The 17,595-nt window shown below is 64.1% G+C and carries 14 protein-coding genes; 5 read left to right on the forward strand and 9 right to left on the reverse strand.

Features of this window, described 5'->3' with window-relative positions:
• Positions 1–14: 14 nt before the first annotated feature.
• From glyS to J2X56_RS25705, 9 genes are all read right to left on the reverse strand, one after another.
• Complete coding sequence (glyS, locus tag J2X56_RS25665) at positions 15–2,135, reverse strand: glycine--tRNA ligase subunit beta (RefSeq protein ID WP_252697618.1); 2,121 nt, start codon at positions 2,133–2,135, stop codon at positions 15–17.
• 74 nt (positions 2,136–2,209) lie between these two features.
• Positions 2,210–3,127 (reverse strand): glycine--tRNA ligase subunit alpha, encoded by a 918-nt coding sequence (gene glyQ / locus J2X56_RS25670; protein WP_039790129.1) that lies wholly within the window; start codon positions 3,125–3,127, stop codon positions 2,210–2,212.
• 120 nt (positions 3,128–3,247) lie between these two features.
• A complete protein-coding gene (gene lnt / locus J2X56_RS25675; protein ID WP_310163869.1) occupies positions 3,248–4,873 on the reverse strand; it encodes an apolipoprotein N-acyltransferase in 1,626 nt (541 codons plus the stop codon).
• Positions 4,874–4,901: 28 nt separating this feature from the next.
• Entirely contained in the window at positions 4,902–5,780 is an 879-nt protein-coding gene (locus tag J2X56_RS25680) for an HlyC/CorC family transporter (RefSeq protein ID WP_034332131.1), read from the reverse strand.
• Between the two features lie 211 nt (positions 5,781–5,991).
• On the reverse strand, positions 5,992–7,638 hold the full coding sequence (locus J2X56_RS25685; RefSeq protein WP_310163874.1) for a methyl-accepting chemotaxis protein: 1,647 nt from the start codon (positions 7,636–7,638) through the stop codon (positions 5,992–5,994).
• Between the two features lie 317 nt (positions 7,639–7,955).
• Positions 7,956–8,411, reverse strand: a complete 456-nt coding sequence (gene ybeY / locus J2X56_RS25690) for an rRNA maturation RNase YbeY (protein ID WP_008325707.1) — start codon at positions 8,409–8,411, stop codon at positions 7,956–7,958.
• Positions 8,398–9,525: a PhoH family protein gene (locus J2X56_RS25695; protein WP_034332135.1), complete on the reverse strand. Its 1,128-nt coding sequence runs from the start codon at positions 9,523–9,525 to the stop codon at positions 8,398–8,400. Before J2X56_RS25695 ends, ybeY begins: the two co-directional genes overlap by 14 nt.
• Positions 9,526–9,555: 30 nt before the next feature.
• Entirely contained in the window at positions 9,556–10,896 is a 1,341-nt protein-coding gene (gene miaB, locus J2X56_RS25700) for a tRNA (N6-isopentenyl adenosine(37)-C2)-methylthiotransferase MiaB (RefSeq protein ID WP_121037671.1), read from the reverse strand.
• 193 nt (positions 10,897–11,089) lie between these two features.
• On the reverse strand, positions 11,090–11,953 hold the full coding sequence (locus J2X56_RS25705; RefSeq protein WP_051156696.1) for a LysR family transcriptional regulator: 864 nt from the start codon (positions 11,951–11,953) through the stop codon (positions 11,090–11,092).
• 184 nt (positions 11,954–12,137) lie between these two features.
• Between J2X56_RS25705 and J2X56_RS25710 the strand changes: the two genes are divergently transcribed.
• The 5 genes from J2X56_RS25710 (at position 12,138) to J2X56_RS25730 (ending at position 17,580) form a co-directional block, all read left to right on the forward strand.
• Entirely contained in the window at positions 12,138–12,746 is a 609-nt protein-coding gene (locus tag J2X56_RS25710; protein WP_134135423.1) for a cysteine hydrolase family protein, read from the forward strand.
• A 423-nt stretch (positions 12,747–13,169) separates the two neighbouring features.
• The gene (locus J2X56_RS25715) at positions 13,170–13,799 is read left to right on the forward strand and encodes a nucleoside/nucleotide kinase family protein (RefSeq protein WP_121037665.1); all 630 of its coding nucleotides are present in this window, start codon (positions 13,170–13,172) and stop codon (positions 13,797–13,799) included.
• Between the two features lie 98 nt (positions 13,800–13,897).
• On the forward strand, positions 13,898–14,848 hold the full coding sequence (locus tag J2X56_RS25720; protein ID WP_310163880.1) for an ABC transporter substrate-binding protein: 951 nt from the start codon (positions 13,898–13,900) through the stop codon (positions 14,846–14,848).
• A gap of 120 nt (positions 14,849–14,968) precedes the next feature.
• Positions 14,969–16,561 carry a sugar ABC transporter ATP-binding protein gene (locus tag J2X56_RS25725; protein ID WP_204726040.1) on the forward strand — a complete coding sequence of 531 codons (1,593 nt, stop codon included), beginning with the start codon at positions 14,969–14,971 and terminating at the stop codon, positions 16,559–16,561.
• A gap of 2 nt (positions 16,562–16,563) precedes the next feature.
• Positions 16,564–17,580, forward strand: coding sequence for an ABC transporter permease subunit (locus J2X56_RS25730; RefSeq protein WP_310163884.1), 1,017 nt, complete (start codon positions 16,564–16,566; stop codon positions 17,578–17,580).
• The last annotated feature ends 15 nt before the right edge of the window (positions 17,581–17,595 follow it).

A 17,595-nucleotide genomic window follows, 5' to 3' on the forward strand; every position in this document is an offset into this window, starting at 1 on the left:
GGTAGCGTGATGGATTACGCCGCCAGCTTGGAAATGTCAGCCACCTGGTTGAGCATGCCATGCAGCGAGGCCAGCAGGGCCTGGCGATTCTTGCGCAGCTGTTCGTCCTCGGCATTGACCATCACGTCGTTGAAGAAGGCATCGACGTTCTGGCGCAGCTGTGCCAGGGCCTTGAGCGCACCGGCGAAGTCACCCGCGGCGTAGGCTGCCTGCACCTGCGGACGCGTGGTCTGCATGGCGGCGAACAGGCCCTGCTCGGCGGCTTCCTGCAGCAGGTTTTCCTGCACGGCACCGTGGGCATCGATGGCCACTCCTTCGATCTTCTTCAGGATGTTGGTGATGCGCTTGTTGGCAGCGGCCAGGGCCTCGGCTTCCGGCAAGGCGGCGAAGGCTTGCACGGCTTGCAGGCGTTCCACCACGTTGTCCAGCACGTCAGGCTGCTGGGCCACCACGGCTTCCACTTCGTTCTGTGCAAAGCCGCGCTCGCGCAGCAGGCCGCGCAGGCGGTCGTAGATGAAGGCCTGCACATCGGCGCGCGGATCCTTGAAATTGGCGTTTCCGGCGAACAGTCCCGCAGTCGCATCCAGCAAGGCGGTCAGCGACAGCGGCAGGCGCTTTTCGACCAGCATGCGCAACACGCCCAGGGCATGGCGGCGCAGGGCGAACGGATCCTTGTCGCCGGTCGGCTGCAGGCCGATGCCCCAGATGCCGACCAGGGTTTCCAGCTTGTCGGCCAGGGCCACGGCGGTACCGGTGGCGGTGGCAGGCAAGGCGTCGCCGGCAAAGCGCGGCTGGTAGTGTTCGGAAGCGGCCAGTGCCACTTCATCGGACTCGCCGTCATGACGCGCGTAGTACGTGCCCATGATGCCTTGCAGCTCCGGGAACTCGCCGACCATGTCGGTCAGCAGGTCGGCCTTGGCCAGCAGTGCGCCGCGCTCGGCTTGCTTGACGTCGCCGCCCAGCAGGCTGGCGATCTTGCCGGCCAGTGCCTGCACGCGCTCGGTGCGCTGCAGCTGGTTGCCCAGCTTGTTGTGGTAGACCACGTTGGCCAGTTGCGGCACGCGATCGGCCAGGGATTTTTTCTTGTCCTGCTCGAAGAAGAACTTGGCATCCGACAGGCGCGGACGCACCACGCGCTCGTTGCCGCCGATGATGTGTTCGGGGCGATCGGTCTCCAGGTTGGAAACGATCAGGAAGCGCGAACGCAGCTTGCCATCGGCGTCGGTGAGCGCAAAATATTTCTGGTTGGTCTGCATGGTCAGGATCAGGCATTCCTGCGGCACGGCCAGGAATTCATCCTCGAACTTGCATTCGTAGACCACCGGCCATTCCACCAGTGCGGTGACTTCGTCCAGCAGCGAATCCGGCATCAGCACTTGATCGCCACCGGCCTTGGCCAGCAGCGCTGTGCGGATCTTTTCGCGGCGCTCGGTGAAGCTGGCGATGACCTTGCCCTGCGTGGCCAGTGCCTCGACGTAGGCATCGGGCGAGGCGATCTGCAGCACACCCGAGGACAGGAAGCGATGGCCCAGCGTGGTACGGCCGGCATCCAGGCCCAGCGTATTGATCGGCACCACGTCGTTGCCCAGCAGCGCCACCAGGTAGTGCGCGGGACGCACGAAGTGCACCGTCTCGCCGGCCGCGCGGCCGAACTGGCGCTGGTAGCTCATGACCTTGGGGATGGGCAGCTTGGACAGGCTTTCGTCGAGCGCAGCCTGCAGGCCCACGGCCAGGGCCGAACCCTTGGCGGTATAGGTGTAGAAGAAGCTCTCGGCCTTGCCATCCTGGGCGCGTTCCAGCTGGTCCGGGGTGATGACGGTGGCACCGGTGGAGGCGGCCAGTGCGGCCAGCTTCTTCACCAGCGGAGCCGACGGGCGGCCTTCGGCGTCCAATGCGACGGTCACCGGCAGCACTTTTTCGCGGATCGATTTGTCCGGCGAGGCGGCGCGCACTTGCGTGATGGAGACGGCCAGGCGGCGCGGCGTCGCGTAGGCGGTGGCGGCAGCGCCGGCATCGAGATAGCCGCGGCTTTGCAGGCCATTGAAGATGCCATTGGCGAAGGCATCGCCCAGCTTGGCCAGCGCCTTCGGCGGGAGTTCTTCGGTGACGAGTTCTACGAGGAGTGTCTGGTTCATGTTGTCTGTCTTGCTGTCTTGCTCGGGACACCGGTCAAGTCAACCGGTGCCGCATGATGTCGTGTTGCTGCGTCTCAGGCGGCCGCTTGTGCCGGTGCCTGGCCCAGCATCGGGAAGCCCAGGCGCTCGCGCGATTCGAAGTAGGCCTGCGCCACCGCCCGCGAAAGATTGCGGATGCGGCCGATGTAGGCGGCGCGCTCGGTCACCGAAATGGCGCCACGGGCGTCGAGCATGTTGAAGGTGTGGGCGGCCTTGAGCACCTGTTCATACGCGGGCAGGGCCAGCGGCACTTCCATCAGGCGCTTGGCTTCGGCTTCGTAGTTGGTGAACAGCGAGAACAGGAAGTCGGTGTTCGAGTACTCGAAGTTGAAAGTGGATTGTTCCACTTCGTTCTGGTGGAACACGTCGCCATAGGTCAGGTGCTTCTTGACGCCGTTCTCGGTCCATTCGGTCCAGACCAGGTCATAGACGTTTTCCACGCCCTGCAGGTACATGGCCAGGCGCTCGATGCCGTAGGTGATCTCGCCCAGCACCGGCTTGCAATCGAGGCCGCCGACCTGCTGGAAATAGGTGAATTGCGTCACTTCCATGCCATTGAGCCAGACCTCCCAGCCCAGGCCCCAGGCGCCCAGGGTGGGGTTTTCCCAGTCATCCTCGACGAAGCGCACGTCGTTTTGCTTCAGATCCAGTCCCAGCGCCTCCAGCGAGCCCAGGTACAGGTCCAGGATGTTTTCCGGCGCCGGCTTCAGGACCACCTGGTACTGGTAGTAGTGCTGCATGCGGTTGGGGTTTTCGCCATAGCGGCCATCCTTGGGACGGCGCGAAGGCTGGACATAGGCGGCGCGCCACGGTTCCGGGCCGATTGCGCGCAGGAAGGTTGCCGTGTGCGAGGTGCCCGCGCCGACTTCCATGTCGTAGGGTTGCAGCAGTGCGCAGCCTTGGGCGTCCCAATATTCTTGCAACTTGAGGATGATTTGTTGAAATGTCAGCATCGTATGTGGTGGCCTGGCGAACCGGCGGAGGAATTGCGAAAACCTTGAATTTTAGCGCCTTTTGGGGCGTTTGACCCGGTTTTGCCAGGGCGCGGCACTGCCGGCCCCTGGCATTTGAGATCAGTGGCGAATGCGCGCGGCCTTGTTGCGGCCCCAGGCCAGCAGCAGCATCAGCAGCGCCAGCCCGACGATGAGCTTGTTGCCCAGCAGAATGTAGGGGGTCTGGCCGCCATAGCCCTGCACCTGGCCGGAGAGCACGCCGCGCGTGTAGGGCGGCAGTTCGCTGACTGTGCCACCCGGCAGGATCACCGCAGTGGCCCCGGTGTTGGTGGCGCGCAGCATCGGGCGGCCGGTTTCCAGCGTGCGCATCTGCGAGATCTGCAGGTGCTGGGGCAGGGCGATCGAATTGCCGAACCAGGCAATGTTGGACAGGTTCAGCAGCAGGCTGGCCTGCGGCTGGCCGGCACGGTAGGCATCGCGCAGCTGGCCGGCGATTTCTTCGCCAAACAGATCTTCGTAGCAGATGTTGGGCAGCACCCACTGGTCCTTCACGCCGAAGGGCGACTGCACCGGCGCGCCGCGCGTCATGTCGCCCAGCGGGATGTGCATCAGGTCGACGAACCAGCGGAAGCCCGGCGGGATGAATTCACCGAAGGGCACCAGATGGTGCTTGTCGTAGCGGTAGGGCATCAAGGCCGATCCCAGTCCCGGGCCGAAGCCCAGCACCGAATTGGCATACAGCTGCGGACCATCGGAGAGGGGAATGCCCAGCGCCAGATGGCTGCCGCTCTTTTGCGCGAAGCGCGCGATGCGTTCCAGGTAATCCGGCGGCAATTGCTGCGGCAGCAGCGGGATGGCGGTTTCCGGGGTGGCGATCAGGTCGGCCGGCGCGGCGCTGATCATCTGTTCGTACATGCCCAGGGTGGAGACCAGGGCATCGTTGGAGAATTTCATTTCCTGCGGAATGTTCCCCTGCAGCAGGCGCACCGTGATCGGCTGGCCTTGTGGCGTGGTCCAGTGCGCCAGCCGCAAGGCCACGCCGCCCGCGCACAGCAGGGCCGCAGCACACAGCGGCAGCACGATGCGCTGGCCAGTGCCAGCCACGCCCTTGCGCGCGAGGCCCATCCACAGCAGCGCCAGGCTGCCCGCGATGAGCGCTGCGACCCAGCCGACGAAATAGACGCCGCCCACCGGGGCGAAGCCGGCCAGTGGGCCAACCGTATGCGCATAGCCCGAAATCAGCCAAGGGAATCCCGTGAAGATCCAGCCGCGCGCCCACTCCGATAGCGCCCACAGCGCCGGCAGCATGAACAGCGCCAGTACCAGCGGCGAGGACGACCAGCGATGGCGCAGCCAGCCTGCCAGCGCGGTAGCCGCACCCGCATACAAGCCCAGATAGAGCGCCAGCAAGCCCACGGCCAGTGCCGCCATCCAGCCCGGCATGCCGCCGTAGTCATGCATGCTGATGTAGAGCCAGTGCACGCCCGCCGCCGCCCAGCCGAAACCGTACAGCCAGCCGCGCAGGAAGTGGCGGCCGGTGGAGGCTTGCGGTTGCGCCAGCACGCCATGGAACAGCCAGGCCAGGGCCAGGATCTGCAAGGGCCACAGCTTGAAGGGCGCGAAGGCGAAGACGTTGACCGCACCCGTTGCCACCGGCAGCAGCAGGGCCAGCGCCGTGCCGAGGCGACCGCGCGCAGCGGTCGCGCCGCGCGGCAGCGGCAGGTCTTGGGAGGAGGGGGAAGTCACGGTTGCAACGGCAGGCAGATCAGGCGATTCACTCGTCGTCCAGCGGTGCCGGCGGCAGCTTGGACACCAGCAGCACGTGGACCTGGCGCGCATCGGCGCGCAGCACTTCGAAGTGCAGGCCATCGATGTCGAATTCGTCGCCCTTGCGCGGCACGCGGCCCACGTGATTGGCGACCAGTCCGCCGATGGTGTCGGCGTCTTCGTCGGAGAAGCGGCTGCCCACTTCGGCGTTGAACTGCTCGATCTCGGTCAGGGCTTTCACGCGCCAGCGCGCGCCGTGCGGGCCATCCTTGAGGGCCAGCACATTGTCTTCGGCTTCATCGAAATCGTATTCGTCCTCGATGTCGCCGACGATCTGTTCCAGCACGTCCTCGATGGTGATCAGGCCGGCCACTCCGCCGTATTCGTCCACCACCACGGCCATGTGGTTGCGGTTGGCGCGGAAGTCGCGCAGCAGTACGTTCAGGCGCTTGGATTCGGGAATGAAGATGGCCGGACGCAGCATGTCGCGCACGTCGAAGGATTCCTCGGCGTAGTAACGCAGCAGGTCCTTGGCCAGCAGGATGCCGATCACCTTGTCGCGCTCGCCATCCACGGCGGGGAAGCGCGAGTGGGACGTGGCCAGCACTTCGGGCATCCAGGTTTCGATCGGTTTGGAAATGTCGATGGTGTCCATCTGCGAGCGCGGCACCATGATGTCGCGCACGGCCAGGTCGGAGACCTGGAACACGCCTTCGATCATCGACAGCGCATCGGCGTCGATGAGATTGCGCTCGTGTGCGTCGTGCAACACTTCGAGCAGTTCTGCCCGGTTCTCGGGCTCGGGGGAAATCAGTGCGGTGAGTCGTTCAAACAGGGAACGATGGGGTTTAGCGTCAGACTTGACGCTACTAGGGTGATCTTGCATGGCGTTAGGCGCGAGCCCGACGTAGTTTCGAAGAGCCATAGGATACAACAATTATGTGACAAGTCCACTAAAGGCCCGGCCACAGCGGGCCGCCGTCCCGCTTGCCTCTTGGAAATTCCGATGTCTTCACGCCATTTCACCGAGCAAAAAAAAAGCCGGCATTCACGATGCCGGCAAGTACACCCTCAGGGAAAAACTTTCTGCCTGGTGCTCAGGCGTAGCTCAGGGCCGGCATCGCCGTGTCTTGGGAATATTGCTGCACAGCGGCCTGCTGCGAGCCGCGTACACCGCTAGGTGCAGCCTGCTCGGCCGAGAGCTTGAAGATGCTCACCACATCGGTCAGGGCCACGCTCTGTTGCTGCATGGACGCGGCGGCCGCGGCAGCCTGTTCCACCAGGGCTGCGTTCTGCTGGGTGGTTTCGTCGATCCGGGCCACGGCGGTGTTGATCTGTTCCAGGCCGGCAGTCTGCTCGGCGCTGGCGGCGCTGATGTCCTGCACGATGTGGGTCACGCTCTGGATGCTCCTGACCACTTCGTCCATGGTCGACCCGGCTTCGCTGACCTGCTTTTCACCAGTGGCGACCTTGGCGACCGATTCATTGATGAGCGCCTCGATTTCCTTGGCGGCAACGGCCGAGCGCTGGGCCAGCGAGCGCACTTCGGAGGCGACCACCGCGAAACCACGGCCTTGCTCACCGGCACGGGCCGCTTCCACTGCAGCATTCAGGGCCAGAATGTTGGTCTGGAAGGCGATGCCGTCAATCACGCTGATGATGTCCACGATCTTGTGCGAGGAGGTGCTGATGGCGTGCATGGTTTCGACCACGCGGTTCACGGCGGCGCCGCCCTTGGTGGCCACGTCCGAGGCATTGTCGGCCAGGCGCTTGGCTTCGCGGGCATTGTCGGAGGTCTGCTTGACGGTGGCAGTCAGCTGCTCCATCGCCGAGGCGGTTTCCTGCAGCGAGCCGGCTTGCTGTTCGGTGCGGTGGGACAGATCCATGTTGCCGCGCTTGATTTCATCAGAGGCCACAGCGATGGTGTCGGTACCATGGCGCACTTCACCAACGATGGCCACCAGGCTGTCATTCATGCCCTTGAGCGCGGCCATCAGCTGGCCCAGCTCATCCTTGCTGGTGACTTCAATGCGGCTTCCCAGATCACCCGACTGCACGCTCTGCGCCACGCTCACGGCCTGGGCCAGCGGACGGGAGATCGAGCGGGTCAGCAGCCAGGCGATCAGGCCACCCAGGATCAGGGCCGCAATGCTGGCTCCCATCATGGTCCACTTGGCCATGGCGTAGGCGGCTTCAGCTGCGTCCACATTGGCTTCTGAATTCTTGCGCAGCAGCTTGTTGAATTGCTCCACGTGGGCAATCACGCGATTGAGGATGGGCATGCAATCCTTGACCAGCGAAGTGCGTGCCGCTTCGTTCTGTTGCGAGGTCGCCAGCTTGACGATGTTGACGGCCACCGGCAGGTATTGCGCCTCCAGCTTGCGCAGTTGCTCCAGCATGTCGCGTTCCTGCGGCGTGGTCGCCGGATCTTGCATCAGGCGGGTCAGCTCGGCCATGCCGGAATCGATATCTTTCTGGGCGCTGCCGACCAGGTCGAGATCGCCTTTCTGTTCGGCAGTCCCATTGACCAGCGTCAGGTTGCGGGCCGCAATGGCGCGCAGGCCCACGGCAAATTGCACTTTGGAAAGCGCTTCGAGCTTGCCCTCATCGACGGAAGTCAGGAAGATGATGCGATCGTTCAGGCGCGACACTTGCTGCAGGCCGAAGGTGGCAACCGCCACCAGCAGGACCAGTACTGCGGCAAAGCCAAGGCCAAGACGATGGCCGATCTTCAGGTTCTTCATGACATCCTCCCCGATGGGTTTAATTGGTGTGGAAGCATTCTCGTTCAGCCGGAGTCCGCTTCCCATCGGGCTTTTCCTGAATTGCCTAGTTAAATGTCAGCGGAAAATCACCAGCAAATTGTCACTCCATTACGAAACGGAAAAAATCGATGATCACATCTGAAAAATCGATTACTTTTTTGCGTGATAAAGCGGCAACCGCTTGAGGCAAACCAACAAAAATGAAACCTGGGCCGCAAACAAAAAACGGCCTGCAGTAGCAGACCGTTGTTTGCGACATCAGATTGCGTTGCCGAAGCGGCAAGGCAGTCTCTGCTTCAGCGTGACTTGTAGGGATTGTCGTAGCCCAGGGTAGCCAGGATCTCGGTTTCCAGCGCTTCCATCTCGTTGGCTTCCTCGTCGTCCTCGTGGTCATAGCCTTGCGCATGCAGCACCCCATGCACCACCAGGTGAGCGGTGTGTTCTTCCACGGTCTTCTTCTGCTCGGCGGCTTCCTTCTCCAGCACGTCGGTACAGAAGATGATGTCGGCTTCGGTAACTTCGCTGTCTTCATCTTCCGTATAAGCGAAGGTCAGCACATTGGTGGCGTAGTCCTTGCCGCGATAGTCGCGGTTGAGGTCACGGCCTTCTTCGGAACCGACGAAACGCAGCGTCAGTTCGGCCGGCGCAAACAGCGCGGCCTGCACCCAGCGGCGCAGGAGAGGGCGGGTGATGCTGTCCTTGAGGCGGTCGTCGGCATATTGCACCGACAGCGTGAGTTTATGTTTTGGCATGGCGCGGCTTGGCGGATTTGGTCAGGAGATTGGTGGCAGTGCGGGCAGTGGCGCGCGCGGTATCCGGGCGCGGGTTGCCGGCGGCATCATAGGCATCGACGATGCGCGCCACCAGTGGATGGCGGACCACGTCGGCACTGGTGAAGCGCGAGAAGGCGATGCCGCGCACGTCATGCAGCACCGACAGCGCATCGACCAGGCCGCTCTTCTGGCCGTGATGCAGGTCGACCTGGGTGACGTCGCCGGTGATGACGGCCTTGCTGCCGAAACCGATGCGCGTCAGGAACATCTTCATCTGTTCCGGCGTGGTGTTCTGCGCTTCGTCGAGAATGATGAAGGCGTGATTGAGCGTGCGGCCGCGCATGTAGGCCAGCGGGGCGATCTCGATGGCCTGCTTCTCGAAGAGCTTCTGCGTGCGGTCAAAACCCAGCAGGTCATACAGCGCGTCATACAGCGGACGCAGATATGGATCGACCTTCTGTGCCAGGTCGCCCGGCAGGAACCCCAGGCGCTCGCCCGCTTCCACGGCCGGGCGCGTGAGCACGATACGCTGCACGGCATCGCGTTCCAGCGCATCGACCGCGCAGGCCACGGCCAGGTAGGTCTTGCCGGTACCGGCCGGGCCGACACCGAAGGTGATGTCGTGTTCCAGAATGGCATTCAGATACTGGCTCTGGTGCGGCGTGCGTCCGCGCAGGTCGTGCTTGCGGGTCTTCAGGATGGGGCTCTCGGGCAGCGGGTCCTGGCTGTCCTTGTCATCGGCGGCAGGCGCAGCCGGTGCAGCAGCGGCCTTGCCACGGCGCGCCGGCAGCGGCGGCAGGCCGGCTTCTTCGTCGGCGGCGGCGTTGGCGCGCTGCTCCACCAGGGCCAGCTGGATATCGTCCACGGCCACCGGACGGTCGGCCTTCTCGTAGAAACGTTCCAGCACTTCCACGGCGCGTTCGGCGTTGGTGCCGGTAACCACGAAGCGGTCGCCACGGCGGAAGATGGTCACGTCCAGCGCGGCGGAAATCTGGCGCAGGTTTTCATCGAGCGCACCGCACAGGTTGGCCAGGCGCTTGTTGTCCAGCGGCTGGGGCGTGAAGTGATGAGGCTGATTGGGGATTTTTTTCAATGCACGATTCCGGTTAAGGGGATTGAATCATCAATGACGGGTCACGATCTCGCCACGCAGCGAGAAGGGGAAGGCTTCGGTCACGCGGACTTCGATGATCTCGCCGATCAGGCGCTGGCCGTTCGGACCACCGTCGAAGTTGACCACGCGATTGCTCTCGGTGCGGCCTTGCAGCTCATGCTCGCGGCGCTTGGAAATGCCTTCCACCAGCACCTTCTGCACCGTGCCGACCTGCGCGGCACTGATCTTTGCCGCGTTCTCGTTGAGCGCAGCCTGCAGGCGCTGCAGGCGGGCCAGCTTGACTTCCTGCGGGGTGTCGTCGGCCAGGCTGGCGGCCGGCGTGCCGGGGCGCGGGCTGAAGATGAAGGAGAAACTGTTGTCGAAGCCCACATCGGCCACCAGCTTCATGAGCGCTTCGAAATCTTCCTCGGTCTCACCGGGGAAGCCGACGATGAAGTCCGATTGCACCGTGATATCCGGACGCACCTTGCGCATGCGGCGGATCACCGACTTGTATTCCAGCGCGGTATAGCCGCGCTTCATCGCCGCCAGCGTGCGGTCCGAGCCGTGTTGCGCCGGCAGGTAGAGGTGATTGCAGAGCTTGGGCACCTTGGCATAGGTGTCGATGAGGCGCTGCGAGAATTCCTTGGGATGGCTGGTCACGAAGCGGATGCGCTCGATGCCCGGCAGCTCGGCGATGTATTCGATCAGCAGGGCGAAGTCGGCGATCTCGCCGTCTTCCATCACGCCGCGATAGGCATTGACGTTCTGGCCCAGCAGCATGATTTCCTTCACGCCCTGGTCGGCCAGCCCGGCCACTTCGGTGAGCACATCCTCAAAGCGGCGCGAGACTTCCTCGCCGCGCGTATAGGGCACCACGCAGTAGCTGCAATACTTGCTGCAGCCTTCCATGATGGAGACATAGGCGGTCGCCCCTTCCACGCGGGCCGGCGGCAGGTGGTCGAACTTCTCGATCTCGGGGAAGCTGATGTCCACCTGCGGACGGCCGCTGTAGCGCCGCTCGGAGATCATCTGCGGCAGGCGATGCAGGGTCTGCGGACCGAACACCATGTCCACGAAGGGTGCGCGCTTGATGATGGCGTCGCCTTCCTGCGAGGCCACGCAGCCGCCCACGCCGATGAGCAGGTCGGGTTTGTCCTTCTTCAGCGCACGCAGGCGGCCCAGGTCGGAAAACACCTTCTCCTGCGCCTTCTCGCGAATCGAGCAGGTGTTCAGCAGGATCACGTCGGCCTCTTCCGGACGATCGGTCTTGACGAGGCCTTCGGCGACATGGAGCACGTCGGCCATCTTGTCCGAGTCGTACTCGTTCATCTGGCAGCCGAAGGTTTTGATGAATACTTTTTTCTGCATAAATCTTTATCAGGCGAAGAGCGCAGGAAGGACGCATGGAACATGCGCGCGCCGGCGAGGAGGAGGGCGGCGGGCCGCTTGAATGTGCTGCTGCAGCGGTGGTGGAGCCCATCCCCGGAGGTTCGCGATTATAGCACCGCAGGCCCCGTGCAGCCGCCGCCAGCGCCGGGCGGGCCTGTCCATGAGGCAATTCTCAGAGTTGCGCGCAGCAGTCCTGCAGCCATGCCAGCACGGCGCGCAGCCGGGGCAGGGTCTTGAGGTCGCGATGGAATACCGCCCACAGTTCGCGCTGCAGCTGTGGCGCGGACTCCACAGTCTGCAGTTCCGGTGCCAGCAGATAGCTTGGCAGCAAGGCCAGCCCGACCCCGGCGCGCGCGGCCATGCACTGCGCCACCAGGCTGGTGCTGCGCAAACGCACCGGGTTGCCGGCGGCATGGTCGGCGATCCAGCGCGTCTCCGGAATGTCCGGCACGCCATCGTCATAGGCCACGAAGGGCGCCGTCTTGCGCGCTCGTCGCCAGAGCGCGACGTTGTCGGCCGTGCCACACAGGTAAAAACGCACCGCGCCCAGCGGCCGGGCAATCAGTTCGCCATCCTGGGGCTTGCCGAAGCGCAGGGCCAGGTCGGCTTCGCGCCGCGCCAGGCTCAGGGTCTGGTGGCCCAGCGCGAATTCCACGTCCAGCGCTGGCCATTGCTCCAGCAGAGCGGGCAGGCGCGGGGCCAGGAACATGGTCCCGATGGCATCGGTGCAGGCCAGGCGCAGCTTGCCTTCCAGCCGCAGGTCCCCGCCCGCCAGGGTGCGCGCCAGTTGCCGGGTCTGTTCCTGCATGGCGCGGGCAGCCGTCAGCACGCTCTCGCCCAGGCGGGTCAGTTCCACATCCTCGGCGCGGCGCAGGTACAGCGGACCCTGCAAGGCCTCTTCCAGCAGTTGCAGGCGGCGGCCGATGGTGGCATGCGTGACGCCCAGCGCGCGGGCCGCGCCGGAGAGGCTGCCGGCTTCGACGAAGGCGGCGAAGCTGCGCAGGCTCTCCCAGTCGGCATCCAGGGCGGCATGCATGGCTTGCGGGGAGGGCAAGGGCGCGGCCTTGCTGCGGGCTGTTAATTTTTTCACAGGGGCCTGGCGATTTTGGTGAATGGCAGTGCGAATTTTATCGGACTAAGATGGTCCGTCACTGTGCATTGACGTTCAGTTGCAGCGTTTTATCGACTTCTCTCGAACAATTTTTAACAAGGAACCGCGCATGTCCTCACCCCAGACCCTGATCCAGATCGCCGGTGGCAGCGCCCGCGCCGCCACCTGGCAGGAAGCCGTCCTGCTCATCATCGACCACCAGACCGAATACACCACCGGCCGCGCCCCGCTGGCCGGCATCGATGCCGCGGTCGGCCAGATCGCCGAGCTGCTGCGCCAGGCCCGTGCCGCCGGTGCGCCGGTGATCCACATCGTCCACCACAGCAAGCCGGGCAGTGCCATGTTCGATCCGCAAGGCCCGCACGTGGCCATCATCGACGGCGTGCAGCCGCAGGGCGACGAGCTGGTGCTGCCCAAGGGCCTGCCCAATGCCTTCGCCGGTACCGCGCTGGACGAGGCCATCAGGAAGACCGGCCGCAAGTCCCTGATCGTGACCGGTTTTGCTACCCACATGTGCGTGAGTGCCACTGTGCGCTCGGCGCTGGACCATGGCTATGCCTCCACGGTCGTGGCGGCTGCCTGCGCTACCCGCGACCTGCCTGATCCCCTGGGCGGTGCGCCGGTCAAGGCGGCCGAGGTCCAGCGTGTGGCGCTGACCGAACTGGCCGATCGCTATGCCACCGTGGTAGCAGATGCGGCGGCGCTGGCCGGGGCCTGATCTCATTGCATCACGGCTTTTTCGCCCTGCGCGAAAAAGACAATCACAAGGACGCTACCACCAAGGTAGCGTCCTTTTTTCATGCAGCTTGAAAATGATCTGACTTACTCATAAGGGGATCGATATCGAAAAAATTCAAAGAAAATTTCATCACGTTGACGACGAGGAACTAGCAATAATTAGAAATAACGCATGAATATTCAGGAGTGCTGAAATTCAGGAGACAGAATCGCTTAGTTTGTCGGCTTTCCGCAATTCGCGCATGTCCGCATCCGGTTGGCACGACAGCCGCCTGCCATGCGGCAGATGGGCGAGGCAAGCACAACAGGAGAAGCTGCTGTTGTGCTGCATTTCAATAAAGAACGCGCACGGCGCGCACGGATGGCCTGGCAGGCCGTCCTTAGAAAAAGGAATGAGTCGACCATGATTCCGGCCCCCTTCAGCGACCGGCTCGCAGCGCTGCTGGCCCGAGGCCAGCGCACCATACTCGGCATCGCCGGTCCGCCCGGCAGCGGCAAGTCCACGTTCGCCGCTGCGCTGCTGGCGCATGCACAGGCGCACGGACTGACGCAGTCCGTCATCCTGCCCATGGATGGCTACCACCTCGCCAATGCGGAGCTGGCACGCCTGGGCCGCGCCACGCGCAAAGGGGCGGAAGATACCTTCGACAGCGCCGGTTACGTTCACCTGCTGGCGCGGCTGCGCCAGCAGCAGGCCGATGAAGTCATCTACGCACCGCAATTCCTGCGCGAGATCGAGGAAGCCATTGCCGGCAGCATCGCCATCCCTGCTGATACCCGGCTCATCATCACCGAAGGCAATTACCTGCTGCTCGACCGCGGCCACTGGTCGCGCGTGCGGCCCTTGCTCGATGAGGTCTGGTATGTCGATGTCGATCCTGCCGTGCGGCTGCAGCGGCTGATTGCGCGCCACGTGCAGTTTGGCCGCAGTCCGGAAGAGGCGGAGGCGTGGGTGATGCACAGCGATGAAATCAACGCAGCGCTGATCGAAACGACGCGCAGCCGTGCCGACCAGATTGTTCGCCGGGACTGACCGTTCCGGCGTGTTGTATGCAGCAAGCAGCAAGCAGCAAAGGGCCGCGACAGGCCCCAGCCATCCCCCTCGAACTTCCAACAAGAACGGAGACCAGCATGATCCAGAAAACCCTCGCCATCGCCTGCGCCACCATCGCACTGGGCGCCGCCACGGCCCCTGCCCAGGCCGCCGACAAGCCCCTCAAATCGGTCGGCGTCACCCTCGGCGACCTGGCCAATCCCTTCTTCGTGGCCATCGCCAAGGGCGCTGAAAGCGGCGCCCACAAGATCAATCCGGACGCCAAGGTCACCGTGGTCTCTTCCAAGTATGACCTCAACACCCAGGTCGGCCAGATCGAGAACTTCATCGCCAACAAGGTTGACCTGATCGTGCTCAACGCCGCCGATTCCAAGGGCATCGGCCCGGCCGTGAAGAAAGCCAAGAAGGCCGGCATCGTGGTGGTGGCCGTGGACGTGGCCGCAGAAGGTGCGGACGTCACCGTCATGTCGGACAACACCATGGCCGGCGCCGAGTCCTGCAAGTTCATCGCCGACAAGCTGCAGGGCAAGGGCAATGTGGTCATCGTCAATGGTCCGCCGGTCTCGGCCGTGATGGACCGCGTCACCGGCTGCAAGGCGGAGTTCAAGAAATCGCCCGGCATCAAGATCCTCTCCGACAACCAGAACGCCGGCGGCAGCCGTGATGGCGGCATGACCACCATGTCCAATCTGCTGGCCGCGCAAGGCAAGATCGATGGCGTCTTTGCCATCAACGACCCGACTGCCATCGGGGCTGAACTGGCGATCCGCCAGGCCAAGCGCAGCGACATCAAGGTCATCACCGGTGTTGATGGCGCACCCGATGCCGAGCGTGCGCTCAAGGACAGCAAGTCGCTCTTCGCCGCCTCGCCCGCGCAGGACCCATATGGCATGGCTGCTGAAAGCGTGGCCATCGGCTATCAGGTCATGAATGGCCGCGCCCCCGAGAAGGCCGTCAAGCTGCTCCCGGTCAAGCTGATCACGCGCGACAACGTGGCGGATTACAAGGGCTGGGTCCCGGCCAACTGAAGCCACGCATCTGGCAGCTCACCTGACAGGTGAGCGAGCCCGATCCGCAGCGCCCGCAGTCAGGAGATCTTCCGGCTGCGGGACGCGCTTGCCGTCCTGCGGCTGCTTTCTTTGATTGCCATGACTTCCACTCCCATTCTGCAGATGACCGGCATCAGCAAGTCCTTCGGGGCCACGCGCGCGCTGTCGGACATGCACCTGACCATCCGCCCCGGCGAGATCCACGCCCTCATGGGCGAGAACGGCGCCGGCAAGAGCACGCTCATGAAAGTGCTGTCCGGCGTCCATGCGCCCGATGACGGCCAGATCCTGCTGGACGGCAAGCCGGTCTCGCTGCGCGACCCCGGTGCCAGCCGCGCTGCCGGCATCAACCTGATCTACCAGGAACTGGCGGTCGCGCCCAACATCAGCGTGGCCGCCAATGTCTTCATGGGCAGCGAACTGCGCACGCGCTGGGGGCTGATCGATCACGCCGCCATGCGCGCGCGCACCGATGCCGTCCTCCGCCAATTGGGCGCCAGCTTCCGCGCCTCGGACCGGGCCGGACGTCTTTCCATCGCCGAACAGCAGCAGGTCGAAATCGCCCGTGCCCTGGTACACCGCAGCCGCATCGTCATCATGGATGAACCGACGGCGGCGCTCTCCGAACGCGAGACCGAGCATCTCTTCGGCGTCGTGAAACGCCTGCGCGATGAGGGCCTGGCCATCATCTACATCAGCCATCGCATGGCGGAGGTGTATGCCCTGGCGGATCGCGTGACGGTGCTGCGCGATGGCAGCTTCGTGGGTGAACTGGCACGCGAGGAGATCGATTCCGAGCGCATCGTGCAGATGATGGTGGGCCGCTCGCTGGGCGAGTTCTACCAGCACACCCGCATGGCCCCGGAACGCGCGGCGGCCTTGCCGGTGGTGTTGCAGGTGCAGGATCTGGCGGGCGGCAAGGTCAGGCCGGCCAGCTTCGCGGTGCGTGCCGGCGAGGTGCTCGGTTTTGCCGGACTGGTCGGTGCCGGGCGTACCGAACTGGCGCGCCTGCTTTTCGGTGCCGATGCCCGCAGCGGCGGCCACGTGCTGCTGGATGGCCAGGCGGTGCGGATAGATGAACCGCGCGCCGCCATGCGCGCCGGCATCGCCTACGTGCCGGAAGACCGCAAGGGCCAGGGCCTGTTCCTGCAGATGGCCGTGGGAGCCAACGCCACCATGAACGTGGCGGGCCGCCACAGCACGCTGGGACTGGTACGCAGCGGCGCGCTGGATGGCGTGGCGCGCGATGCCATCCAGCGCCTCAACGTCAAGGTCGCGCATCCCGGCGTGGCAGTGGGTAAGCTCTCCGGCGGCAACCAGCAGAAGGTCCTGCTGGCGCGCTGGCTGGAGATCGCACCCAAGGTCCTGATCCTGGACGAGCCCACGCGGGGTGTGGATATCTATGCCAAGAGCGAGATCTATCAACTTGTCCACAAGCTGGCCGAACAGGGCGTGGCCGTTGTCGTCATTTCCAGCGAGCTGCCGGAAGTGATCGGCATCTGCGACCGCGTGCTGGTCATGCGCGAGGGCAGCATCACCGGTGAACTGGCCGGCGCGGCCATCACCCAGGAAGCCATCATGCATCTGGCCACCGATGCGGGGGGCATGCATGGTGCGCATGGACAGGCCGCTCCGGCTTACGGCATGGCGCATTCGGGCTTGCCTTCTTCTCCTTCCTCTCATTCCTTCTAGTCATGGCTCATCCAACTCCTCTGCACAAGAACGCGGCTGCGGCGCGTTCCTCTTCCACGGCGTCGCAATGGCTGCTGCACCGGCTGGGCATGTTGCCGGTACTGGTGGTGCTGTATCTGCTGTTCTATGCGCTCACCATCTATCTCAGCGGCGACGGCAGTTCCAACTTCGCCACCGCCGAAAACACCATGAACATCCTGCGCCAGGTCGCCATCAACCTGGTACTGGCGGCCGGCATGACCTTCGTCATCCTTACCGCCGGCATCGACCTGTCGGTCGGCTCCGTGCTGGCAGTGTCGGCGGTGCTGGGCATGCAGATATCGCTCAGTGCCGCGCCGGGCTGGTCGATTCCCATGTTCATCTTGTCGGGGCTGTTGATGGGCATGGTCAATGGGGCCATGGTGGCCTTCCTCAACATCAATGCCTTCGTGGTGACGCTGGGCACGATGACAGCCTTCCGCGGGGCGGCCTATCTGCTGGCCGATGGCACCACGGTGCTGAACAATGACATCCCCAGTTTCGAATGGATAGGCAATGGCGATTTCCTGCACGTCCCCTGGCTGATCTGGGTGGCGGTCGCGGTGGTGCTGCTGTCCTGGGTGATCCTGCGCAAGACGGTGCTGGGCATGCACATCTACGCCATCGGCGGCAACCTGCAGGCGGCGCGCCTGACCGGTATCCGCGTGGGACTGGTGCTGCTGTTCGTATATTCGATCAGCGGCCTGTTCGCCGGCCTGGCCGGCGCCATGTCGGCCAGCCGCCTGTATGGCGCCAACGGCAACTGGGGCAGCGGCTATGAACTGGACGCGATTGCCGCCGTGGTGCTGGGCGGCACCAGCCTCATGGGGGGCGTGGGCACGATCTGGGGGACGGTGGTAGGGGCGCTGATCATCGGCGTGATGAACAACGGGCTGACCATCCTCGGCCTGTCGTCGTTCTGGCAATACGTGGCCAAGGGCGCGGTCATCGTGCTGGCCGTGATCCTCGACAAATGGCGTCAGAAGGATGCCGCGCAATGACACTCTCTTCCCCAT

This window comes from Herbaspirillum sp. 1173, from assembly GCF_031455335.1.
GTDB classification, from domain to species: Bacteria; Pseudomonadota; Gammaproteobacteria; order Burkholderiales; family Burkholderiaceae_D; genus Herbaspirillum; species Herbaspirillum huttiense.